The organism is Arthrobacter sp. SE2 (assembly GCF_058244265.1).
Genome location: NZ_JBZAYA010000007.1, coordinates 212,826 through 235,444 on the forward strand (window position 1 = coordinate 212,826; position 22,619 = coordinate 235,444).

The 22,619-nt window shown below is 63.5% G+C and carries 22 protein-coding genes; 14 read left to right on the plus strand and 8 right to left on the minus strand.

The features are described from left to right. The first annotated feature begins 58 nt into the window (after positions 1-58). The 3 genes from AC4CS3_RS12260 (at position 59) to AC4CS3_RS12270 (ending at position 4,455) form a co-directional block, all read left to right on the plus strand. A complete protein-coding gene (locus AC4CS3_RS12260; protein WP_490783708.1) occupies positions 59-493 on the plus strand; it encodes a hypothetical protein in 435 nt (144 codons plus the stop codon). Between the two features lie 63 nt (positions 494-556). Continuing rightward, the gene (locus AC4CS3_RS12265) at positions 557-2,767 is read left to right on the plus strand and encodes a S9 family peptidase (RefSeq protein ID WP_490783709.1); all 2,211 of its coding nucleotides are present in this window, start codon (positions 557-559) and stop codon (positions 2,765-2,767) included. Positions 2,768-2,823: 56 nt separating this feature from the next. Beyond that, positions 2,824-4,455 (plus strand): sensor histidine kinase, encoded by a 1,632-nt coding sequence (locus AC4CS3_RS12270; RefSeq protein ID WP_490783710.1) that lies wholly within the window; start codon positions 2,824-2,826, stop codon positions 4,453-4,455. A 255-nt stretch (positions 4,456-4,710) separates the two neighbouring features. Here AC4CS3_RS12270 and AC4CS3_RS12275 read toward each other — a convergent pair whose 3' ends face one another. The 3 genes from AC4CS3_RS12275 to AC4CS3_RS12285 form a co-directional block, all read right to left on the minus strand. After that, the gene (locus tag AC4CS3_RS12275) at positions 4,711-4,884 is read right to left on the minus strand and encodes a hypothetical protein (RefSeq protein ID WP_441413247.1); all 174 of its coding nucleotides are present in this window, start codon (positions 4,882-4,884) and stop codon (positions 4,711-4,713) included. 82 nt (positions 4,885-4,966) lie between these two features. After that, positions 4,967-5,776, minus strand: a complete 810-nt coding sequence (locus AC4CS3_RS12280; protein WP_490783711.1) for a response regulator transcription factor — start codon at positions 5,774-5,776, stop codon at positions 4,967-4,969. Positions 5,777-5,930: 154 nt separating this feature from the next. Further along, entirely contained in the window at positions 5,931-6,581 is a 651-nt protein-coding gene (locus AC4CS3_RS12285) for a TetR/AcrR family transcriptional regulator (RefSeq protein WP_441413245.1), read from the minus strand. Between the two features lie 354 nt (positions 6,582-6,935). Between AC4CS3_RS12285 and AC4CS3_RS12290 the strand changes: the two genes are divergently transcribed. Beyond that, entirely contained in the window at positions 6,936-7,796 is an 861-nt protein-coding gene (locus AC4CS3_RS12290) for a DMT family transporter (protein ID WP_490783712.1), read from the plus strand. 72 nt (positions 7,797-7,868) lie between these two features. On the opposite strand, the gene AC4CS3_RS12295 is transcribed toward AC4CS3_RS12290, so the two are convergent. After that, on the minus strand, positions 7,869-8,423 hold the full coding sequence (locus AC4CS3_RS12295; protein ID WP_490783713.1) for a GNAT family N-acetyltransferase: 555 nt from the start codon (positions 8,421-8,423) through the stop codon (positions 7,869-7,871). Between the two features lie 130 nt (positions 8,424-8,553). Here AC4CS3_RS12295 and AC4CS3_RS12300 point away from each other — a divergent pair, with 130 nt between their 5' ends. Genes AC4CS3_RS12300 through AC4CS3_RS12310 form a run of 3 tightly spaced genes read left to right on the plus strand, consistent with a single transcriptional unit; the run spans position 8,554 to position 11,052 of the window. Then, positions 8,554-9,036, plus strand: coding sequence for a hotdog fold thioesterase (locus tag AC4CS3_RS12300; RefSeq protein WP_490783714.1), 483 nt, complete (start codon positions 8,554-8,556; stop codon positions 9,034-9,036). Positions 9,037-9,043: 7 nt separating this feature from the next. Beyond that, entirely contained in the window at positions 9,044-10,396 is a 1,353-nt protein-coding gene (gene paaK, locus AC4CS3_RS12305) for a phenylacetate--CoA ligase PaaK (protein WP_490783715.1), read from the plus strand. A 53-nt stretch (positions 10,397-10,449) separates the two neighbouring features. Further along, a complete protein-coding gene (locus tag AC4CS3_RS12310) occupies positions 10,450-11,052 on the plus strand; it encodes a TetR/AcrR family transcriptional regulator (RefSeq protein WP_236812614.1) in 603 nt (200 codons plus the stop codon). 169 nt (positions 11,053-11,221) lie between these two features. Here AC4CS3_RS12310 and AC4CS3_RS12315 read toward each other — a convergent pair whose 3' ends face one another. Beyond that, positions 11,222-11,629: a VOC family protein gene (locus AC4CS3_RS12315; RefSeq protein ID WP_490783716.1), complete on the minus strand. Its 408-nt coding sequence runs from the start codon at positions 11,627-11,629 to the stop codon at positions 11,222-11,224. 212 nt (positions 11,630-11,841) lie between these two features. On the opposite strand from AC4CS3_RS12315, the gene AC4CS3_RS12320 reads away from it, so the two are divergent. Then, complete coding sequence (locus AC4CS3_RS12320) at positions 11,842-12,162, plus strand: GYD domain-containing protein (protein WP_490783717.1); 321 nt, start codon at positions 11,842-11,844, stop codon at positions 12,160-12,162. Between the two features lie 136 nt (positions 12,163-12,298). On the opposite strand, the gene paaZ is transcribed toward AC4CS3_RS12320, so the two are convergent. Together paaZ and AC4CS3_RS12330 are read right to left on the minus strand one after the other, a co-directional pair. Then, the gene (paaZ, locus tag AC4CS3_RS12325; RefSeq protein WP_490783718.1) at positions 12,299-14,401 is read right to left on the minus strand and encodes a phenylacetic acid degradation bifunctional protein PaaZ; all 2,103 of its coding nucleotides are present in this window, start codon (positions 14,399-14,401) and stop codon (positions 12,299-12,301) included. Positions 14,402-14,643: 242 nt separating this feature from the next. Then, a complete protein-coding gene (locus AC4CS3_RS12330; RefSeq protein WP_490783719.1) occupies positions 14,644-15,369 on the minus strand; it encodes a tyrosine-protein phosphatase in 726 nt (241 codons plus the stop codon). Positions 15,370-15,566: 197 nt separating this feature from the next. Here AC4CS3_RS12330 and AC4CS3_RS12335 point away from each other — a divergent pair, with 197 nt between their 5' ends. The 6 genes from AC4CS3_RS12335 to AC4CS3_RS12360 all read left to right on the plus strand — a co-directional run bounded on the left by AC4CS3_RS12335 (position 15,567) and on the right by AC4CS3_RS12360 (position 21,826). Continuing rightward, positions 15,567-16,580 (plus strand): LacI family DNA-binding transcriptional regulator, encoded by a 1,014-nt coding sequence (locus AC4CS3_RS12335; RefSeq protein ID WP_490783720.1) that lies wholly within the window; start codon positions 15,567-15,569, stop codon positions 16,578-16,580. A 149-nt stretch (positions 16,581-16,729) separates the two neighbouring features. Continuing rightward, a complete protein-coding gene (locus AC4CS3_RS12340; RefSeq protein ID WP_490783721.1) occupies positions 16,730-17,965 on the plus strand; it encodes a sugar ABC transporter substrate-binding protein in 1,236 nt (411 codons plus the stop codon). A 10-nt stretch (positions 17,966-17,975) separates the two neighbouring features. Beyond that, positions 17,976-18,968 carry a carbohydrate ABC transporter permease gene (locus AC4CS3_RS12345; RefSeq protein WP_490783722.1) on the plus strand — a complete coding sequence of 331 codons (993 nt, stop codon included), beginning with the start codon at positions 17,976-17,978 and terminating at the stop codon, positions 18,966-18,968. A gap of 175 nt (positions 18,969-19,143) precedes the next feature. Further along, the gene (locus tag AC4CS3_RS12350) at positions 19,144-19,896 is read left to right on the plus strand and encodes a carbohydrate ABC transporter permease (protein WP_490783745.1); all 753 of its coding nucleotides are present in this window, start codon (positions 19,144-19,146) and stop codon (positions 19,894-19,896) included. A gap of 47 nt (positions 19,897-19,943) precedes the next feature. Beyond that, the gene (locus AC4CS3_RS12355; RefSeq protein WP_490783723.1) at positions 19,944-20,711 is read left to right on the plus strand and encodes a ThuA domain-containing protein; all 768 of its coding nucleotides are present in this window, start codon (positions 19,944-19,946) and stop codon (positions 20,709-20,711) included. Then, positions 20,708-21,826 carry a Gfo/Idh/MocA family protein gene (locus tag AC4CS3_RS12360; protein ID WP_490783724.1) on the plus strand — a complete coding sequence of 373 codons (1,119 nt, stop codon included), beginning with the start codon at positions 20,708-20,710 and terminating at the stop codon, positions 21,824-21,826. The genes AC4CS3_RS12355 and AC4CS3_RS12360 overlap by 4 nt, the downstream gene beginning before the upstream one ends. Positions 21,827-21,837: 11 nt before the next feature. Here the strand turns inward: AC4CS3_RS12360 and AC4CS3_RS12365 are convergent, their stop codons facing one another. Further along, on the minus strand, positions 21,838-22,524 hold the full coding sequence (locus tag AC4CS3_RS12365) for a LysE family translocator (RefSeq protein ID WP_490783725.1): 687 nt from the start codon (positions 22,522-22,524) through the stop codon (positions 21,838-21,840). Positions 22,525-22,619: the final 95 nt, after the last annotated feature.

Consider the following 22,619-nt stretch of genomic DNA (forward strand, 5'->3'; position numbering starts at 1 on the left):
ACCGCATGAAAGCGGTGAGAATGGGTGGACCACCGGGCCTGACAGAAAGCCGCTGACCTTGCGTAGAAGCCGGAGCACCGCCGACACCGCGCAGACCCCTGCGTTGGGACGCGTCGCCGCGGTTCTGGCAGCGGCTGCGGTACTGTTGTTCGCTCCGGGTATCGCCCAAGCCGCGTTTAAAGGAACGGACTCCGGTTCAACCAGCGTAGGGACTATGTCGCTGCCCGCACCGACCGGTGCCAGTGTGACGGCCACCTGCATAGCTCGCAGCCTCAGCATCATCGTGGTGAGCCATGGAACAGTCCCACGGGCGACGTACTACGATTTCACCGTGACGAACCCCGGCGGCGGCAACATGCAAACGTCCAATTGGACATACACCAAAGCCACTGCAGCCAAGGGAACCTGGACCTACCAGATCCACGGGCTGTACCAGGCATCTCCCGGCAATGTGTGGACGGGCCAGCCCTTCCAAGGAACAGTGGTGTGCTGACGGAGCGGCCGCTCTGAGCGAAATCAGTGGTGGCGCGTCGGTGGCCCTCTATAGAGTTGCCCCATGAGCCAGCCAGTCACGCTTCCAGTTCCCCCCGTCGCCAAGAAGGTGCCCACCACCCGCGAGCACCACGGCGATGTTTTCGTGGACAACTACGAATGGTTGCGGGACAAGGAATCCTCCGAGGTCATTGAGCACTTGAAGGCTGAAAACACCTACCAGGAAGCCGTCACCGCACACCAGGAACCGCTGCGCGAAGCCATCTTCCAGGAAATCAAGGGACGCACCCAGGAGACCGACCTCTCGGTCCCCAGCCGCAAGGACAACTGGTGGTATTACACCCGCTCGGTCGAGGGCAAGGAGTACGGCATCCACTGCCGTTTCCCGGCCGCTAACTCCGGCGATGCGGTAGCCGACTGGACCCCGCCGTTGGTGGAACCCGGCGTCGAACTCCAAGGCGAAGAAGTCCTGCTGGACGGCAACGCCGAGGCGGACGGCAAGCCGTTCTTCTCCATTGGCGGCACCGCCGTGACGTTGGACGGCAACCTCTATGCCTACGCTGTGGACAACTCCGGCGAGGAACGATTCACCCTTCATATCAAGGACCTGCGGACGGGCGAACTGCTGCCCGACGTCATCGAGAACATTTTCTACGGCGTCGCCTTTTCCCCCGACGGCACCCGGATCTTCTACACCGTGGTGGACGACGCCTGGCGCCCGTACCAGGTGAAGTCGCACGTCCTGGGCACGCCCGTCAGCGAGGACGAGGTCATCTACCAAGAGGACGACGTCGCCATGTGGCTCGGATTCGAGCTCTCCTCCGACCGGCGGTACCTCGTGCTGAGCATCGGCTGCTCGGAATTCAGCGAGACGCGCCTGATGCGCTTTGACGACTTCGACGCCGGCCTGTCCACCGTGATTTCCCGCGACGAACACATCCTCTACGAGGCTGAGCCGTTCCTGCTCGACGGTGCTGATGGACAAAAAGTTGAGACTATCCTCCTGACCCACAACAAGAATGCCATCAACTCCATGGTGTCCATCGCGGACCCGGCCGAGTTCGCCAAGCCGCTGGCCGAGCAGAACTGGCGCACCGTCGTCGAGCATTCCGACGCCGTCCGCGTCAACGGGGCCGGCGTCACCTCGACGCATCTGGTGGTTGCGGTACGGCAGGATACGATCGAACGCGTGCAGGTGCTGCCCCTCGCCGGGCTTGGAACCTCGGCGCAGGGCGCCGCAGTTGAACCTGCTTTTGACGAGGAGCTGTACACGGCCGGGGTGGCAGGTTCGGACTACGAAGCCCCGGTGATCCGCATCGGATACACGTCTTTCTTCACGCCGTCGAGGGTGTACGACTTCGTGCTGCCCACCGCCGCGCAGCCGCACGGCGAACTGTTGCTGCGCAAGGAAAGCCCGGTGCTGGGCGGGTACACCGCATCCGACTACGTGGCCACCCGGGAATGGGCGACGGCGGCGGACGGCACGCGCGTGCCGCTTTCCGTGCTCCGGCACGCCTCCCTAGCGCAGGACTCAAGCGCTGCGGGCCTGGTCTACGGCTATGGCTCGTACGAGGTCAGCATGGATCCCGGCTTCGGGGTGGCCCGGCTGTCCCTCCTCGACCGCGGAATCGTCATGGTGATCGCCCACATCCGCGGCGGTGGCGAGCTCGGCCGGCGCTGGTACGACGACGGCAAGAAACTCAACAAGAAAAACACCTTCACGGACTTCATCGCCGCAACGGACTGGCTCGCGTCGTCCGGTTGGGTGGCGCCCGAGCGGATCGCCGCCATGGGTGGCTCCGCGGGCGGCCTGCTCATGGGTGCGGTGGCCAACCTTGCACCGGAAAAGTATGCGGCGATCGTGGCAGCCGTGCCATTCGTGGACGCTCTCAACACCATCCTCGACCCGGAACTGCCTCTCTCCGCACTCGAGTGGGAGGAATGGGGCAACCCCATCACCGATCCCGAGGTGTACGAGTACATGAAGTCCTACACTCCTTACGAAAACGTCCGCGCCGTTTCGTACCCTCGGATCGCAGCCGTCACGTCCTTCAACGACACCCGCGTGTTCTACGTGGAACCCGCCAAATGGGTTCAGGTACTGCGCTCCGAAACGACGGGCACTGCGCCCATCGTGATGAAGATCGAGATGGACGGCGGACACGGCGGAGCTTCAGGACGATACGTGCAGTGGCGCGAGCGCGCTTGGGACTATGCCTTCGTCGCGGACTCGCTCGGCGCCGTCGAACTGCTGCCCGGCGCGGGGCTCAAGTAGCGTTCTCGATAGTAGGCTCTCCACATGGGGGCTGGACCGGACGGTAGGAGCTTAGCTTGACTCACGATGCGTCGGTGCCAAACCGGGCTTTGGTAGCCGACCCTGACCGGGCCCGTCTCGCCGCGACGGTTGCAGCACTCGCCGCGGCAGGGTTCATGGTTCGTTCAGCGCACGACGCCGGTTCCCTTGCGGCCGCGCTGGAAAGCGAACCGAGCGACGTGCTGGTGGTGGACAACGACCTCCGGGAGTTCCTTCCCCGCAACAGCGTTCCGGTTTTGCTCCTGCTGGATCCCGAGAACGAGCTGGATGTTGCTGCCCTGGAAGGGTGGACGATTGCTGATTTCACCTACCGGGGCCAGCCTCCCGGATTTCGGGTGCACCGGGCCCTGGTACTGATAGCCCGTGCCGCCGAACGGACGCGCCGCCGTTCGGAGGCCGAGTCCCTGAGGGAGAGCCTGCGAAAAGTGTCCGCGGCGATCCGGTCCACCATTGATCCGGGGCTGATTGCCCGGCATCTAGTGGATGGAATCGGCGAGGCCTTGGGCGCGGAGCATGTCTGGTTCACCACGTTCCCGGACACCCGGGTGCCGCAGGTGAGTGCCGAATGGAACGCTCCCGGACTTGTACCGGGAGTCCTGCCAAGCGAACTGACCGACGAGATCGCCACGTTCGAACTGGCGGAGCGGTTGTGGGCGGAAGCGGAGGTGCAACCGCTGCCGAAACGGGCTCCCGCGGGTGACTCCGGCGGTGCGGGCGCGCCGGGTGGTGTGGGGGCGCCGTCGGCCTCTGTTGTGGTGCCGGTGGGCGAGGGAGATCTCGTACTCGGGGTCATCTGGATCGCCCGCCCGGACACGGCGCAGGAATGGACCCGGGCCGAAATAGGCCTGATTCAGCACGTCTCGGGGAACTTGGCGTACGGCTTGATGCAGAGCCACCTGATCGGCGCGCAACAGCAAGTCATGTACAAGCTCCAGGAACTCGACCAGGCCAAGACCGACTTCCTCACCACGGTGAACCACGAACTTCGAACTCCCCTGACGTCCATCACTGCCTATCTCGACATGATCCGCACAGGCGCCGGTGGACCTCTTCCCGCGGGTGTCGGGAGGATGGTCGACGTCATTTCACGAAATGCCGAGCGGCTCCGACGGCTGATCGAAGACATGCTCACCGTTTCGCACCAGGACACGTCCGGCGACCTCCAATTGAGCCGCGTCAATGTCGGCACCTTGCTCAGGCTTGTTGTCTCGACCTTGCAGCCGCTCGCCGACTCCCGTTCGCTGTCCCTTACCGTGATGCATGCGCCCGGAACCATGACCGTGCAGGCCGACGAGGCCAAGCTCGAGCAAGTCTTCGCCAACATCATCAGCAACGCAATCAAGTTCACGCCCGACGGCGGCCACGTTGCCGTGAGCAGCGGGATCACCTCGGACCCGGGCGCGGTTCCCAGCGTGGTGGTACGCGTGGAGGACACCGGCGTCGGGATCCCCGAAACCGAAATCGAGCAAGTGTTTACGCGGTTCTTCCGCGCATCAAACGCCTCCACTGCCGCCATCCCCGGGAGCGGGCTTGGACTGGCGATAGCCCACGACATTGTGGAACGCCATTCCGGCCGGCTCGATGTCGAGTCCGCCCTCGGCGTTGGGACCACGGTGTCAGTCCGGCTCCCGCTGGACACGGAGAGCTAAGGTCTCGGCACCGTCCGGGGCCTTGTACCGTTTTCCCCTTCTTTGAATCGGGAAAGCGGTTATGACGCGGCGAATCGCGTCATTCCGGGGCTCAACAGAGGCAAACATGGTCAGGAAGGGCAGCTCGGGCGTCGCGCCCAAAAAACACCGCCCCTGGGCGGTGGCCCGGGGCGGTGTCTGGCATTGCTCTATCGTCCACCCAAGTGACTGGCAGTAAATGCCGTTATGAGGTGTCTAAACGGCATCTAGTGCGAGTTAGTTGGGCCACCAACCGATCTGGGCGTAGTTCACAACAGTGCCTGTGGTAACCGTCGTTACTGTGGTGCTCGTGGTGTCGTGCGTGGTCTTCGGGGCGGCATTGGCAGGAGTAACAAACCCGCCAATAGCGAGCAGGCCCGTCATGAGCAGTGTTGCGGCGAATTTTTTCATGCAGTGCTCCTTTGAGCCGTGAAAATCCGAAGTTGACTTTCTCAGCGTAAAGAGCCTTGTTAAAGGTTCCCTTAAGATTGGGTCAGTTTTCCGACGTCTTTGCAGCTAGGCGGTAACCGACACCGCGCACGGTTTCCACCCAACGCGGCGACTGCGCTGAATCGCCGAGCTTCCGCCGCAGATTGGCGATGTGTACCTGGATCGCGCGCTCTTCGGATTCGCTGACATAGCCTCCGGTTTCGTACTCTTTGGCATGGAGCCAGCGGGCAAGCCCCGTGGTGCTTCGGACAACGCGTCCGGCCTCCATGAGGGCCTGGAGAAGGTCGAACTCGGTACGGGTCAATTGCACCTCTTCGGTTCCCACCCGGGTTGTCCGCGTGGCTACGTCCAGGAAAAGGCCATTGTGTTCCAGCCCTGGTCCCTCGGCCGCCGGAAGCACGGGTGTGGGGCCGGTTGGCGAGTTCGACGTCGGCGGCAGCTCCGCCGTCGTGCTCCCTCCGGAACTGTTCAAAAGCTTGCTGCCGCGCGGCCGGCGCAGGAGCGTCTCAACCCGGGCCAGAAGTTCGCGGGGACGGAAGGGCTTGGTGACGAAGTCGTCAGCGCCGACGGCCAGCCCTTGCAGTGTGTCCACTTCACGCGCGCGGGCGGTGAGCATGATGATGTAGGCGTCACTGAACTCGCGGACCCGGCGGGTGACCTCGATCCCGTCGATGTCTGGCAGGCCGAGGTCCAGGGTGATCACGTCCGGGTTGTGAACGCGGACTGCATCCACGCCGTCGACGCCGTTCCCGGCAGCGTAAACCTCCAGGCCCGATGCCTCGAGGACGGCATGGACCACCTCACGGATGTCATCGTCATCCTCGATTACTACCGCTACGCCCGATGCGCCCACGTCAAGATCCCCATCTCTCTTATGCTCAGCCCACCTTAACACCAGCGGTACCCGCTATTCTCGCGCATGTCGGCGTGAGTCCGCTTTACCCGGCTGCGCGCGGCTCTGCGGAGGTCGCGGCGGGCGTCGCGCGGGCGCTATTTCCTCGCGCCACTCACCCGATCTGAAGCTCGCGCCTCACGAACGCGATAAGGAGGCTCCGCGATGTTTCCACCGGAAGGGATGAACCCCGCGCATAGCATTGGACGGCGAGCCCATCCACCATGGCGGCTGTTTCGATGGCGAAGCTTTGGGGATCGTCGCAGATGAAGGATCCCTCGCTGACACCACGCTCGGTAATCTCGCGGAGGGCGCTGCGCCAGCCGTCGTAGTGTTCGCTCATCCAGCGTCCGTAGGCTTCGTCCCTGGCCGCAGCGGACCAGAAGTCGAACCAGATCAGCCAATGCCGACGGGAACTCGCGTCGGAGCCGAACATCCCCTCGAGGAAATACAGCAGTTCCTTAGTAGGGTCACCGGACCCTCTGGCGCTCTCCTGCAGCGGAACGTAGAAGTCTGCGGTTTCCGCCTTGACTACTTCCATCAGAACTTCGTCGAGACTCTTGAAATGGTAGGTGATGGTCCCGGGTGACACTCCGCAGGCTTTTGAAATGTCGCGGATCAGGACATTGAACAACCCCTTGTCCGCGATCAGGTCCCGTGCGGCATCAACCACCAGTTGACGCCGCACTTCAGTAGGGTGCCGCTGCCGTTCGCCGGCAGTCTTGGCGCGGGGCCGCTCTTCGTGGTCCTTGGCGGTAGTCGTCATGTCGCTCGTCCTCGTTTCCCCTGGTCAGGCCGATGTCCGACTAATGCGCTTCTCAAAGGTCTTTTCAAAGAATAGTTGCTCGTTCTTGAACGTCTTGAATTTCTGCTGCCCGACGTCGGCGGACGGCCAGCCGTCCAGTCCCACCCAGGTGCCCGCCCGCTCTGGGTAATGGGCGGCCGGACATGGTGCTGAATCCTTATCTTTATTTCTTCTGCGAACGATCTAATTCATGTACTGTACGAATAAATCGTCTGGGAGAGCAATAGTTCCCTGAATAACCGCCCTGAAGCAAAGGGCCACTTCACCGGGAAGGCCCCAATTGTGACCGGATGGTACCGAAGACCAGATGTGCTGATGGTGCTGTCTTCCGCGCCCACATACGTGGCTACCCGCGAGGCCCTCAAAGTGATGAACCCCCAGGACCTGACGCCGCTGCGCTACTTGGGTGCCGCCGTCGTGCTTGGCTTGGTCCTGCTGGTCCGGCGGCAGCGGCTTACGCTGCGGGGTCGTGACATTCCGAGGATGCTTGTCGCGGGATTACTGGGGTATGCAGGCTTCGGCCTGCTCCTGAACCTCGGGCAGACGACCGTTCCGGCCGGAACAGCGAGTCTCCTGCTGAACATCTCGCCCGTCTTCGCGTTCGTCCTCGGTCATCTGATGTTGCGGGAGAGAACGTCGGGCCTGGGCTACTGGGGGATGCTGCTTGCCGTAACAGGCGTCGTAGCCATTACGCTGGGCGATTCCGCGGCCGTCGGCTTCAATGGCGACGCCTTGTACATCGTGGCAGCCGCACTTCTCCTGTCGGCATTCCTCATCGTCCAGCAGCCCCTGCTGGCACGCGTCCCTCCGCTCGAAGTGGTCTTCTGGGGATCCCTCATCGGCGGAGTGGCAACCCTGCCGACCGCCCGGTTCGCAGTGACGCCGTCCGAGTTCACGTGGAACGCTTGGCTGGCATTGGCCGTGCTCGTGGTGATTTGCACGGTGGTGGGCTACGGTTTCTGGAACGTCTCGCTGTCCCGGACCAGCGTGGCAGAGGGCGGTTCGCTCCTGTACGTCGTACCAGTGCTGTCCCTGCTGCTCGGGTGGATTTTGCTCGGCGAAGTCCCGGGTGTCGCCTCACTCCTCGGCGGCACGGCCGCATTGGCCGGCGTCATCTTGCTCTCCCGGGCAACCGCATCCATCGCACCCGAGAAAGAACTGGAGCCCGCACCATGATCGTCCCCCCAGTTCGAGGAGGAACACGTCGAAAATCCCGTCTCTGCGGCTGCGTCCGCCAAGCAGTGGATGCTACGTCCGCGCGCGCCACTCGGAGTCGAGCATGGCGTAGATGACTTCGGTGGACCACTGGCCCTTGTAGTGCCAGTTGTCCACGAGCTCGGCTTCACGGCGCATCCCGAGCCGCTCGCACAACCCCGACGACGAGGTGTTGAGGGCATCCAACTTGGCGTCGATCCGGTGGAACATGAGGGTCTCAAAACCCAGGCGGAGCACGGCCTCGGCCGCCTCTGCGGCGTAGCCATGGCCTCGGCTGTCCGGGGCCAGGATCCAGCCGATTTCGGCCTGTCCCGTGCCCGGCAGCCATTTGAGTACCACTTCGCCAAGCAGCCCCGGCGAGTCCGCGCGCTCTATGGCGAGGCACACCCAGTCGCCCTCTTGCTCGAAGGTGAAGTTGGCGTAGCGGCCGAGCGCTTCCATGGACTGCGTAAGGGTCAATTCCTGCCTGAGCAGGAATCGCGCAGTCTCGGGCAGTGACTGGTAGGCATGGAATCGCTCCAGGTCTGTGGCCTCAAATCTGCGAAGCACAAGCCTCGGAGTCCTGATGGGGAGTTCGATAAGCGGCATGCCACGAGGCTACTACGTCGGGGTTTTTCGTTGTTCGGATCCGTGCCGCCGAGCGGTCACCTCTTGACAGTTCAAGCAAACTGGGATTACCTAATGAACATTCGGTAAATAAAGCTGGAGGCAATGACGCATGGTTGAGACCACCCTTTCTGGCGCAGCGCAGCACCAGATCCTCAAGAACGACTACGCCTCTGAGTGGATGGGCCTGGAGGTGCTCAAGGTCGACGACGGCCACGCCACCGTCCGCATGAAGCTCCGGCTGGAAATGCTCAACGGCTTCGGAATGGCCCACGGCGGAATGATCTTCGCCTTCGCTGATTCAGCGTTTGCCCTGGCCTGCAACCCGGCCAACCCCTCGCCGTCGGAAGCGGACACCATAACTGTCGCCGCCGGCGTCGACATCAACTTCCTCAAGCCGGCCTATCAAGGCCAGGTGATCACCGCCGTCGCGAACCGTCGCGCCAACAACGGGCGTAGCGGCCTGTACGACATCCAAATCTTCGCGGCCGACGCAAGCGAAGCTGCCGCCGTCGGGTCGCCCGATGATCCGGGCAGCTATGGCGAGCTCATCGCCGAGTTCCGTGGCCGCAGCCGCACCATCTCCAAGAAGTAGGAAGACCATGACACAGAACACCGTCGCCGCTCCCGACGCACCGCTTAACACCGCACAGCTAGATCGCGAAGAAACCATCTCCCGCGACGAGCTCGAGGCCCTGCAGCTCAGCCGCCTCCAGCACACCGTGGCCTACGCCTACGATCGCGTCCCGCTGTACAAGCGCAAGTTCGACGACGCCGGCGTCCACCCTTCCGATCTCCGCGAACTGTCCGATCTCGGCAAGTTCCCGTACACCACCAAGGAAGACCTCCGCCAGGAATACCCCTTCGGCATGTTCGCCGTGCCGCAGGACGAAGTCGCCCGCATCCACGCGAGCTCCGGTACCACAGGCCGGCCGACCGTCGTCGGGTACACCAAAAACGACCTCGCCAACTGGGCAACCCTGGTGGCCCGCTCGCTCCGTGCTTCCGGGGTCCGCCCCGGCATGAAGGTCCACAACGCCTACGGCTACGGCCTGTTCACCGGCGGCCTTGGCGCCCACGCAGGTGCCGAAGCGCTCGGCTGCACAGTCATCCCGATGTCGGGCGGCCAGACCGAACGCCAGATCCAGCTGATCCAGGACTTCAAGCCGGACGCCATCCTGGCAACGCCGACTTACCTGCTCACGATCGCCGACGCCATGGCCCACATGGGTGTCGATCCGGCGTCGACCTCGCTGAAGTACGCGGTGCTCGGAGCCGAACCGTGGACCGAGGAAATGCGGCACGAGCTCGAAACCAGCATGAACATCAAAGCCTGCGACATCTACGGGCTGTCCGAGGTCATGGGCCCGGGCGTCGCGGGCGAGGCAGTGGAGACCCAGGACGGCTGCCACATCTGGGAAGACCACTTCCGCCCTGAGATCATCGATCCGTTCGATCCCTCCCGCGGGGAAAGTGCCGTGCTGGCCGACGGCGAACCGGGCGAACTCGTCTTCACCTCGCTCACCAAGGAAGCGCTGCCGATCATCCGATACCGCACCAAGGACCTCACCCGCCTTCTGCCCGGCACCGCCCGCCCCGCGCACCGCCGCATGGGCCGCATCACCGGACGCAGCGACGACATGATCATCCTGCGCGGCGTGAACCTCTTCCCCTCACAGATCGAGGAGATCGCCCTGCGTATCCCCGAGCTCAGTCCGCACTTCCAGCTCGAGCTCACCCGTCCCGAGGGCAAGCGCATGGATTCGCTGACGGTCAAGATTGAGCGCCGCGAGAACGTTTCGGTCGAGGCGGGCACGACGGCGGCACACGCCTTGCGCGAGCAGATCAAGATCCACGTGGGTTCTTCGTGCGTGGTGGACGTCGTGGAACCGGGTTCGCTTGAGCGCTCCAACGGCAAGCTGCGCCGCGTCTACGACATGCGACCCAAGAGGTAACGTGGCCGGGCGCGTGCACGAATCAACCGACCGTTCATGAGAAAATGGCCAGCATGCCTAGTGAGACAGTAACCAAGCGGGGACGCCCCGGATACGACCAGCAATCAGTGCTGCTCATCGCCGTCGACGTCTTCAACCGCCACGGTTACGACGCCACGTCCATGGGCATTCTGGCCGAAAACCTCGGGATCTCGAAGTCGGCCATCTACCACCATGTGCCTTCCAAGGGCGACCTCCTGAAGCTCGCCCTGGAGCATGCACTGGGCGGGCTCGAGGCCATCCTGGAACAGCCCGAGGCTGTTACGGGGGCGGCGGATGCGCGTTTGGAATTTGTCCTGCGGCAGACCATCGCCGTGCTGGTGGAGCGCCTGCCGTTCGTCACGCTGCTCCTGCGTCTTCGCGGCAACACCGACATTGAGCGCGATGCGCTGGAACGGCGTCGGGCCTTCGACCACAAGGTGGCCGCGCTGATCTCGGCAGCCCGCGAAGAGGGCACGCTGCGCCAGGACATCGATCCCCGCACCGTGACCCGGCTCCTGTTCGGGACTATCAACTCGATCGTGGAGTGGTACAAGCCGGGCGGCTCACTCTCCCCGCAGCGCCTGGCCGACGACGTCATCACCATGGCGTTCGACGGCCTCCACGCCTCGGCGTAGGTCCGGTTCTTGGGGCACCCCTTCCCCCCTTCCCCCCTGCGACGCCCGCTCACATATATGCCCCTTTCGACCGACGCCTGCTCACATATATGGCCAATTGACAGAACGCTCGCTCACTAAAGAAGTGAGCGAGCGTTCTGCGCAGTGTTCGTGAGTGTTTTTCAGCCGGTCAGAGCTGGTATTCGGCCTGGACCCCCAAGTTTTCATGGACGCAGAGGATGTTGTTTTCCGTGTCCATGAACCAGGCACAACGGTCGGCGTCAGTGGTACAAATGTGGTGTTCTGTCTTGAGATCCGGGAGGTCATAATCCCGGAATTCGACGCCGTTCGCCTCCATTTCGTCGACTGCCCGCTCGATGTCGCTGACTTCAAAGGAAAGGGCAGTGTGCGAAGAGTGCATGCCGTCCTTGATGGGCATCAGCTGCAGCATGGGACCGCCGTCGATGCCGAACAAATCATTACCATCCCAAGTCATGCCGCGATGAGGGAGGCCGAGTTTCTCTGCGTAGAAGCTGCGGGCTCGGTTCACGTCGTCGACGGGCAAGACGGTTGTGGCTGTTCTGAGTGCTAGGTTCATTTCGCCACCTCCTACGCAAAAAATCTTACGCCGGGCTGGATCGGAAAGACCTTGCGAGGGAAGGTTAGCCTAGACCGTTGTCAGGGCGATGACCTCGGCCTACCATGTGCAGCACAGCCCCTCGCAGGGGAACAACTCCGGGACCTTCCCTCAACGGGTGATGGGAGCACCTGAGGAGGCCCGAGTCCTGGACATCACGGGACGGGAAGACAATGACCAAATATCTGTTCGAAGCAAACTACGTAGGCGACGGAATCAAGGGGCTGTTGCGCGAGGGCGGCACCAAGCGCCGCGATGCTGTGGTCGATGCACTCAAATCCGTCGACGGATCGCTCGAATGTTTCTACTACGCTTTCGGCGAGACCGACGTCGTCGGGGTATTTGAGATCCCGGACGCGGCTAGCGCCGCCTCTCTCTCACTCATGATCAATGCGACAGGCGCAGTGCGCCTGCATTTGAAGCCGCTCATGACAGTTGAGGATCTCGACGAAGCTGCCAAGAAGTCCCCGACATACCGCGCCCCCGGACAGTAGAACTCCTCACACAAGGAACGCTCCCCGTAGATGGGGAGCGTTCCGTGCATGCGGTTCATACGTGAGCGAGCGTCCGGCCAAACACCCACATACGTGAGCGAGCGTTACGCCAAACACCCACATAGGTGAGCTGGCGTTACTTCTCTACGAGGGTCAGGACATCGTAGGTGGCTACGATTTCGTCGTTCTGGTTGGTCAGCACGGCGTCCCACGCTACTTCACCGTATTCGTCGGTCTCGCGGGGGGTGATCTTCTTGGCGGTGAGCGTGACGCGGATCGAATCCCCGGCGGCCACCGGGGTGATGAAACGCAGGTTCTCCAGGCCGTAGTTGGCCAGGACGGGGCCCGGCGCGGGTTCCACGAACAGGCCGGCGGCCCAGCTGAGCAGCAAGTACCCGTGCGCCACGATTCCCGGGAAGAAGGGATTGGCCTCCGCCGCTTCCTGGTTGGTGTGTGCGTAGAAGGTGTCGCCGGTGGACTTGGCGAAGGCGGTGATGTCGTCCAGGGTGACCTGCCGCAGTTCGGACCGCACGGCGTCGCCGATCCGCAAAGTAGCGAGCGACTTCCGGAACGGGTGCGTTCCTTCCGTCTCCACCGTGAAGTTGCGGTCCGCGCCCGTGTGCCAGACGCCGGTCACGGCAGTGAGCATGTTCGGCGAGCCCTGGATGGCGGTGCGCTGCATGTGGTGCATGACGGAGCGGATACCACCGAGTTCCTCGCCACCGCCGGCGCGGCCCGGTCCGCCGTGGACCAAGTGCGGCACGGGCGAACCGTGCCCGGTTGACGACCGGGCGTCCTCGCGGTTGAGCATCAGGACACGGCCGTGGTGCGCCGCGATTCCGGTCACCAATTCCCGCGCAACCGCAGGATCGTTGGTGCACACAGATGCCACGAGGGAGCCGCCACCGCGGGCGGCGAGGCGGACGGCGTCGTCGAGGTCCGCATAGCCGATCACGGACGATACCGGACCGAAGGCCTCGAGCGAGTGGACTGCGTCCGAGTCCACGTCAGCCCAGCTCAGGACGACCGGCGACATGAACGCGCCGCCTTCTACGACACCCACGGTGCCGTCGAGCGAGGTGACCGACGGCGAATCGAGCGTCCCGTACGCGAGCTCGCCACCGGCGTCGAGCATTGACTGCACCGCGGCGCGAACGTCGGCGAGCTGCTCGAGGGACGCGAGGGCGCCCATCGTGACGCCCTCTGCGCGGGGGTCGCCGACTACGACGCGCTCGTCCACCCGCGCGCCGATGGCGGAGACGACGTCGGACACCAAGGCCTGGGGGACGATGGTGCGGCGGATCGAGGTGCATTTCTGCCCGGCCTTGACCGTCATTTCGGTGACGACAGACTTGATGAAGGCGTCGAACTCGGGGGTGCCGGGCGCGGCGTCGGGGCCGAGGATGGCGGCGTTGAGCGAGTCGGTTTCGGAGGTGAACCGGACGCCGCCCTGGACCACGTTGACGTGGGACTTCAGCGAGTTGGCGGTGGAGGCAGAGCCGGTGAAGGCGAGAAGGTCGCGGTAGTCGAGGTGGTCCAGCAGGGTGCGGGCGGATCCCGAGATGAGCTGCAACGAGCCTTCCGGGAGGATGCCCGACTCGACGATCGCCTTGACCACGACGGCGGCAACGTAACCGGTGGGGGTGGCGGGCTTGACGATGGTGGGGACGCCGGCGATGAATGCAGGCGCGAACTTCTCGAGCATGCCCCACACGGGGAAGTTGAAGGCGTTGATCTGCGCCGCGACGCCCGGGATGCGGGTGTAGATGTGCTCGCCGGCGAAGGAGCCGTCCTTGGACAGGACTTCCATGGGACCGTCCACCACGACCTGCGAGTTCGGCAGTTCGCGGCGGCCCTTGGAACCGAAGGTGAAGAGCACGCCGATGCCGCCGTCGATGTCCACCATCGAGTCGATCTTCGTTGCACCGGTCTTGAAGGAAGAAGTGTAGAACTCCTCGCGGCGGCCGTTGAGGTACTGGGCCAGTTCCTTGAGTTTGAGGGCGCGCTGGTGGAAGGTGAGCTTGCCGAGCTCGCGCTGGCCCACCGTGCGGCCGTAGTTCACGACGCCGGCAAGGTCCAGTCCGTCGGTGTTGACCGTTGCAAGGATCTCGCCTGTGCTGGCGTCACGGACGGGCACGCCCGCGGAGGCGTCGGCGCTGGGGGTCCACCACTCGCCCTGGACGAAACTGGGCACGGTTTCAACGGTTGTGGCTTCCGGAGCGACTGCGGTACTGGTCATCGTCGACGGGTCCTTCCAAGGCACGGGCACGAAATGGACTGAACGGCCGCAAATTACTGACCGGCCGTTCGGTAATATCCCCAGAATACATGAGAGCCCCGATCTGCACACTAGATGCTTCTTGGGGTTGCGTCCTTCCTGACGTTCTTTGACGCGCTTTGACGCCCGGAAGTTGCGACTCGCCGTGTCGCAAGCGCTTTCCGAAATCAAAGAAGGTCACGACGGCGCGAGGTTACCTTCCGCTAGTCCGACCGGCTGCCGAGCTTGGTTCGAACGGCGGCGACTTCCGCCTCGGAGACGCCGTTCGCTCCCAGAAAGGCAACCGTGTCCAAGGAATGCGCGAACTCCAACAGGCTCACGCTGCGTGATGCCAGCATGGCTTCGAGTGCGTCTTCCTCGAGAAAGGGATCATGGGCGTGCGGGGCGCGGTGGTGACGGTGGCGCTCGTTGATTCCACGCATTCCCTGCTGGTAACCCCGCACGATTTCCTCGTCGCTCGCTCCTGCCAGGTTCTGCAGCATCACGGCGATGATCCCGCTACGGTCGCGCCCGGCCGCGCAGTGCACCACCACCCCGCCGGGTGCCGCGGCGATGGCTTTGAAAACCGCTGCAAGCCTGCCCGGGAAGAGCCGCACATAGTCGGCGTAGTGGGCAGGGTCTTTCAGGTACGGCCCAAAGCGCTCGGTGAACTCTTTGTCCTCCGGGTCTTCGGTGGGGCAATGGACGATGTCGAATCGTGCAGTCGCCTCCGCTGAAACCTCGGGATCGACCTCCCTGGGCTGCTGCTCGCGAAGGGTCCGCAAATCGATCACGGTGCGGATGCCGGCGTCGTACATTTGCTGCCAACCAGCCTCGGTGAGCCATTCCCGCCGGCCCATCCGATAAACGCCTCCGGCGATGTGCCAGGGGTTCACCGCGCCGTCCCAATGGACGCCCCGCTGCTTGGCGGCGGTTGAGATCCCATCCATACCGGACAGCTAACCACACGATGAGATAGGTGAGCGAGGGTCTGGGGAAAGACGGTCATAGGTGAGCGAGGGTTGGGTCTTGCGTGTCTTACGTGACTCATGTCATACTTTTTCTCGATACGCATCGACGATGCGTATCGACGACACAGAACCATATATCAGACCAAGACCACTGGACCCGGCGAGGAGGCCTGGAAGTGCCCACGAGCAAGGATGTCGCACAGGCCGCCGGCGTAGCACAAAGCACGGTTTCCTATGTGCTCAGCGGCAAGCGGCCCATTTCCGAGAAGACCCGGAAAAAGGTCGAGGCCGCCATTGACCAGTTGACGTACCAGCCCAATGCGGGCGCCAGAGCCTTGGCAAGCCGCAAAACCCGGGTCATCGGCTTGGTCATTCCGTTCATCCCGGAGCTGGAAATGGGATCGATCATGGAATTCGTCTCGGTCATTGCCAGCACGGCCCGGCAATACGACCACGACATTCTCTTGGTCACCGACGACGAAGGCGCCGCCGGACTGCGCCGCGTGGTCGGTCAGCAGATCTGCGACGGTCTGATCCTCATGCAGGTTGAAGACGAGGACGAGCGCCTCCCCGTGGCCCGCAGCCTGAACGTCCCGGTGGTGCTGATCGGCATCCCCCGCGATCCGTCGGGCCTGGTCTGCATCGACGCGGACTTCGAAATGGCCGGTGAGCATTGCGTCCGGGATCTCGCGGCTGCGGGCCACTCCGTGATTTCCGTCATTGATTGGCAGCCCGCAGTGATGGACCGGCATGTGAACTACGTCGACCGGTTCCTGCACGGCACGGATGTCGCGGCCAAAGCCCTAGGCGTAACCGTGCTCCATCTCCCCGGCGGGACGGACCGCGCCACCATTTCTAAATCGGTGGACAAGGCCCTCGCCAGCACCATCGGCAAGCCTGCATTCATCGCCCCTGACCGCACCATCCAGGACATTCTGCGCCGCATCTTAGGCAGCCGTGGCCTGACCCTGGGGTTGGACGTTTCCGTCATCGGAAGCGCCTCCCCCACCCTTGCCGAGCTCCAACCCATACCGCTTTCCACCATCGATCTGCAGCCCGCAGAAGTATCCCGACGCGCAGTCAAAATCATGTGCCAACTCCTCGAAGCCGACTCCCACGGACCACACGAATCCTTGGAGCTGGTGCCCACGGTCATCACGCACCGTTCCAGCACGCTCCGTCCCCAGTGAATCGCCACCCCTGATTCGCCGCGCCAACTCTTTTTGTTCCAGCTCCTTCATCCTTTTCGTTTCAGCATCGTCGATACGCATCGACGATTCGATTCACTTCCCATCACCAAACGCACCGCCCCCATTTCCCACCAACAAAGGAATAGACAATGAAGTCAGCTATCAGGACACGCCGCCCGCTCGCCCTGGCCGTGGCAGCTCTCGTCGGCCTCCCGCTCGCCATCTCGGGCTGCGGTACCACCGCGTCCGCCTCCTCCACGGATGCCGTGAAGGAAATCTCCGTGATGGACTATTACAACAACGAGCCGGACAAGTCCTTCATCGGCGACGCCCTCACCGCCTGCGGCACCAAGGCCGGCGTAACGATCAAACGCGAAACCGTGCCGGGCACGTCGTTGATCTCCAAGGTGCTCCAGCAGTCCTCTTCCAAGACGCTGCCCGACGTACTCATGCTCGACAACCCGGACCTGCAGCAGATTGCGGCTACCGGAGCGCTGGCTCCGTTGTCCGATTTCAACATCAGCACCGCCGATTTCGCGCCCGGCGTGCTCAGCGCCGGCACCTACAAGGACAAGGTGTACGGGCTCGCCCCCACCGTGAACACGATCGCGCTCTTCTACAACAAGGACATCCTCGCCAAGGCCGGAGTCACCCCGCCCACCACCTGGGACGAGCTGAAGGCTGCGGCCACCAAGCTCACCTCGGGCGAGCAGTATGGCCTGGCCTTCAACGCCAACCCCACCTATGAGGGCACATGGCAGTTCCTTCCTGTCATGTGGTCCAACGGTGGCGACGAGAAGAACATCGACACCCCCGAGACCGCCCAGGCCCTCCAGCTCTGGACCGACCTCGTCAAGGACGGATCCGTGTCGTCCTCCGCGCTGAACTGGACGCAAGCAGACGTCAAGGACCAGTTCATGGCAGGCAAGGCAGCCATGATGGTCAATGGCCCTTGGCAGATCCCGGCGCTCGACAAGAAGACCACGCTGCAGTACGGCGTCGTGAAGATTCCGGTCCGTGACGCGAGCCAGACAGCCGTTGCCCCGCTTGGCGGCGAAGTGTGGACCGTTGCGCAGACAGGTAACAAGGCCCACCAGGCCAAGGCCGCGGAAGTAGTGGCCTGCATGAACAGCGACGAAAACCAACTGGCCATGGCCAAGGTCCGCAACACCATCCCGTCCAAGACCTCGCTGGCCGCGAAGTTCGCCACCGACAACCCGAAGCTCGCCACTTTCACCGATCTCATCAAGACCGCCCGGGCCCGCACCGGCGAACTCGGAGAAGGATGGCCGGCACAGGCGACTAAGATCTACACCGCCATCCAGACCGCGCTGACGGGCAAGGCCTCCCCGTCCGACGCCCTCAAGCAAGCCCAAGGCCAGTAAGCAGCTGGACATGTCCCTCACAACTGATTTGTCGCAGGCCAAGTCACGCGCCAAGTCGCGCGCCAAACCTGGATCGGACAACACCCTGGCCCGGGAGGCAAGGCCCCGCAGGCGCGGCCGCAAACGCCGCGAGCGCCTCTTCCAATGGCTGTTCCTGGTTCCGGCCGTGACCTACATGGCGCTGTTCTTTGGCTACCCCGTGGTCAAGAACATCGTGATGAGCTTCCAGGACTACACCACAGCCACGTTCTTCACAGGCGAGGCCCCGTGGGTGGGGTTGGCGAACTACGCGAAGGTGCTGTCGTCGTCGTTGTTTTCAACGTCTTTGGTGAACACTGCCCTGTTCACCCTGGGATCCATCCTGGGCCAGTTCGTGATCGGCCTGGCGTTGGCGATCTTCTTCCAGCGCAAGTTCCCGCTCAACGGAATCCTGCGTTCGCTGCTCCTGCTCCCTTGGTTGCTGCCGCTCATCGTGTCCAGCGCCGTGTGGAGATGGATCCTCGACAAGGACAGCGGAGCGTTGAACCGCTTCCTCGGCGAATTGCACATCGTGAACACGGGCGTTCCGTGGCTCACCAGCACCTCGTTGGCGCTGATCGCCGTGGTGGGAGTGAACATCTGGATCGGCATCCCGTTCAATCTGACCATCCTCTATGGCGGCCTCCAGGAAATTCCGGATGAGCTTTACGAGGCCGGTTCCTTGGATGGCGCCACCGGTTGGAAGGCGTTCCGGCACATCACCTGGCCGATGCTGCGTCCCGTGGTGAGCGTGGTCCTTGTGCTCGGTGTCGTCTACACCCTCAAGGTGCTGGACATCATCCTGGGCCTGACGAACGGCGGCCCCGCGAATTCGACCCAGACCATCGCCACCCAGTCCTACGATCTGTCCTTCCACGAGTTCAAATTCGGCGAGGGGGCCGCGCTGGGCAACGTCCTGGTGGTCATTTCCATGGTCTTCGCGGTCCTGTACTTGCGTGCCAGCCGGCGGTCCGTCGATGAGTGAGGAAACCATGACGACGACGAAAATCACCACCCGCCGTTCGGTGCCGGCGAGCGCCCGCAAAGGTAGCGCCCGGAAAGCGGGTGTCCGCAAAGGCGCCGGACCGGAGCGCGCCGCGAACGGCCCCGGGCGCAAACAGTGGGGCTACACCGTCCTGGCCATCTTCTTCCTGGCCATCATGTTGTTCCCCGTGTACTGGATGATCAACGCTTCGCTCCAACCAAACGGCACCACGTTGGAAACCTCGTGGCTGCCGCTCAAGCCGGACTTCACGGGCTACGCCACGGCCATCAGCGAACAGGGCGGGAACCTGGCCACCAGCTTGGTGATCTCGCTGGGCAGCGTGGTACTGAGCCTGGCCATCGCGGCGCCGGCGGCCTACGCCTTGGCCTATTTCAAGGTCAAGGGCGCCAGCGTGGTCCTCTTCGCAATCCTGATCAGCCAAATGATCCCGGGGATCGTGGTGGCCAACGCGCTGTACACGGCATACAACGATCTCGGCCTGCTCAACTCGATTCCGGGCCTGATCCTGGCAGATTCCGCCCATGGCATCCCGTTCGCGATCCTCATCATCAGGGCCTTCATGAACGGCATGCCGGCGTCGGTCATCGAGGCGGCGCGGGTGGACGGCGCCGGGCATTTGCGGGCCTTTTGGTCCATCGTGGTGCCGTTGAGCAGGAACTCGCTCATCACCGCGGGGCTCTTCACCTTCCTGTTCACCTGGAGCGACTTCCTTTTCGCCCTGACCCTGACCACCACCGAGGCTGTGCGGCCCGTGACCCTGGGAATCTTCCAGTACATCGGCGCCTACGTGAACGACTGGAGCTCGGTCATGGCCACAGCCGTGCTCGCCTCCATTCCAGCCATCATCCTGCTGGTCGCGGCGCAGAAGTACATCGCAGCCGGTACGACCGGCGGCGCGGTCAAGTAGCAGGACCCCTTACCGCTCAACCAAATTCATCACCCTAGGAGAGACCCATGTCTGAACCGATCCGCGTCACCGTCTGGAGCGAAAACCGGCACGAAAAGCGCGACGAACTGGTGGCCCGACTCTACCCCGAGGGCATGCACGGAGCCGTGAAGGCCGGCATCGAGGAGAACCTCGGCGCCAAGGCCAGCGTCCGCACCGCCACCCTGGACGAGCCCGAGCACGGGCTCACCGAGGAAGTCCTTGCCAACACGGACGTACTCACGTGGTGGGGGCACATGTCCCACGGTGATGTCGACGATGAGATCGTCGAGCGCGTGCACCGCCACGTCCTGTCCGGGATGGGCTTGATCGTACTGCACTCCGGGCACTGGTCCAAGATCTTCACCAAGCTCATGGGCACCTCGTGCACGTTGCGCTGGCGCAGTGAGCAGGACCGCGAACTGGTCTGGACCGTGGACCCCACCCACCCCATCGCGAAGGGCGTGCCTCACCCCATCGTGATCGATCGGCAGGAGATGTACGGCGAATTCTTCGACATCCCCACCCCCGAGGAGCTCGTGTTCATCAGTTCCTTCAGCGGCGGCGAAGTCTTCCGCTCCGGATGCACCTTCCGCCGCGGCCACGGCAAGATCTTCTTCTTCAGCCCCGGCGACCAGGACTACCCGGTCTACCACCACAAGGATGTCCGCCGAGTCATCTCCAACGCCGTCGAATGGGCCGTCACCGAGCGGCCGGAGCGGGCCTACCCCGAACTGCTGCGCTACGAGACCAACGACTTCTTCAACGGCAAGAGCTACCAGGGGGCCAACGCATGAGTGCCCCTTTCGCCACCGTTCCCGACGACGGCACTCCCCTTCGCGTCGTCGTCGTCGGCGCCGGGGGCATGGGCCGTGCGTGGCTTAGGACCGCGCAGGAGTCGCCGCTCGTGGAGCTCGTTGGCATCGTCGATCTGGACCTGGACGCCGCCCGCGCCGGCGCGGCGGCTATCGGACTTCCTGATCTGCCGGTGGGCACCGGGACCGCGCAGTTGGCGTCCGACGTCGGCGCCCACGCGGTCATCAACGTCACCGTTCCGGTAGCTCACCATCCGGTGACTTCCGAGGCGCTGGCGGCGGGGCTCCCGGTGCTCGGCGAAAAGCCCGTGGCGTCCACCGTGGTCCAGGGGCTGTCGCTGGCCGCGGCGTCGGAGCTTACTGGCCAGTTGTTCATGGTCAGCCAGTCGCGCCGGTACAACAGGCATCTTTTCGAGGCCAAACGGCTCGCCTCGGAGCTCGGCACCGTGGGCATCGTCTCGGCCGAGTTCTTCAAGGCGCCGCATTTCGGCGGATTCCGGGATGCCATGGACCACCCGCTGCTGCTGGACATGGCCATCCATCAGTTCGACATGGCCCGGTTCCTGCTCGACGCGGATCCTGTCTCGGTGTTCTGCGAGGAATACAACCCGTCCTGGAGCTGGTACCGCGGCGACGCCGGGGCCACCGCCATCTTCGAAATGACCGGCGGGGAGCGCTTCGTGTTCACCGGAAGCTGGTGCAGCCCGGGCCAAGAGACCTCGTGGAACGCGGCATGGCGGATCAGCGGCGAACACGGCACGGTCCTGTGGGACGGCGACAATGAACCTGTGTCCTCGTTGCTCTTTCCGTCCGGAACCGGTTCGGAGGACCCAGGCCAGGAGATCGCCGGTTCGCTGCGTGACTTCGTGGTGGCCCTGCGCACAGGGAGCACTCCCATGGGCCAGGTCCACCAGAACATCATGAGCTTGGCGATGGTGGAAGCGGCCATGCTCAGCGCCTCCACCGGCACCCGCGTTTCCGTTGATGCGCTGCTTGAAGAATCCTACGCACAGGCCGTCCTGACCGAAGGCGACCCGGACGTGCTCGAGGTCCTCAAATCCTGGACCTCGGTCCGCAGCGCCCTGGCGGACCTTTAGCTGGAGGACCTTTAGCTGGAGGCCAGGGATTTCGTCAGGATTGTTCCGCCGACGCCGATCAGGACAGTCCCGGATCCGCCGGTGATGATCCGTTTCACGCGGGGACGGGCCAGTGCCGTGGAGATTTTCTTGAGCGCATGAACCAGCAGGACGTACCAAACCAGCGCAGTGAGCAGAAAGATGCCCGCCATCAACGCGTGCTGGCCCAGAGGGGGAAGCGGTGCGAGGTTGAATTGAGGGAAAAGTGAAAGATAGAAGACGGCGACCTTGGGGTTGAGCAGATTGCTCACCATGCCTTGCAGGAATGGCGAATTCCCTCGGAATCCAAACCCGGGTTCCGGTGCTGCCGTAGCTTGAGTGCGGGGGCGGCCGAAGGCCTCCACCAGGGCGCGGGCTCCCAGATAGAGCAAGTACGCCGCACCGGCGATTCTGATGGCGTTGCCAAGGACTTCCGACGCGCCTAGGAGCGCCGTGACGCCGAGCACTGCGAGAAGGGCAAGGATCGTGTTGCCGACCATGATTCCGATCGCTGTCGTAGCCGCTGATCCGGGTCCGCGGGGTGCGTTTTTCAGCACAAGCGCAAAATCAGGGCCGGGAACGAGGACCACGACGACGCAGGTCAGCACAAACGCCATCAGTTGTTCGACCATCAGGGACTGCTTCCGGGGGAATGGATCTTCGGCACGTGTTGCCTTCAAGAGTGTAGCCTCGCCCGGCGGCGCGGCCTGACCTAAACCGAATGGAAAAACCATGCCTCTTTTCGTAGTCATGGGCACGCAGCTCGCGTAGTCTG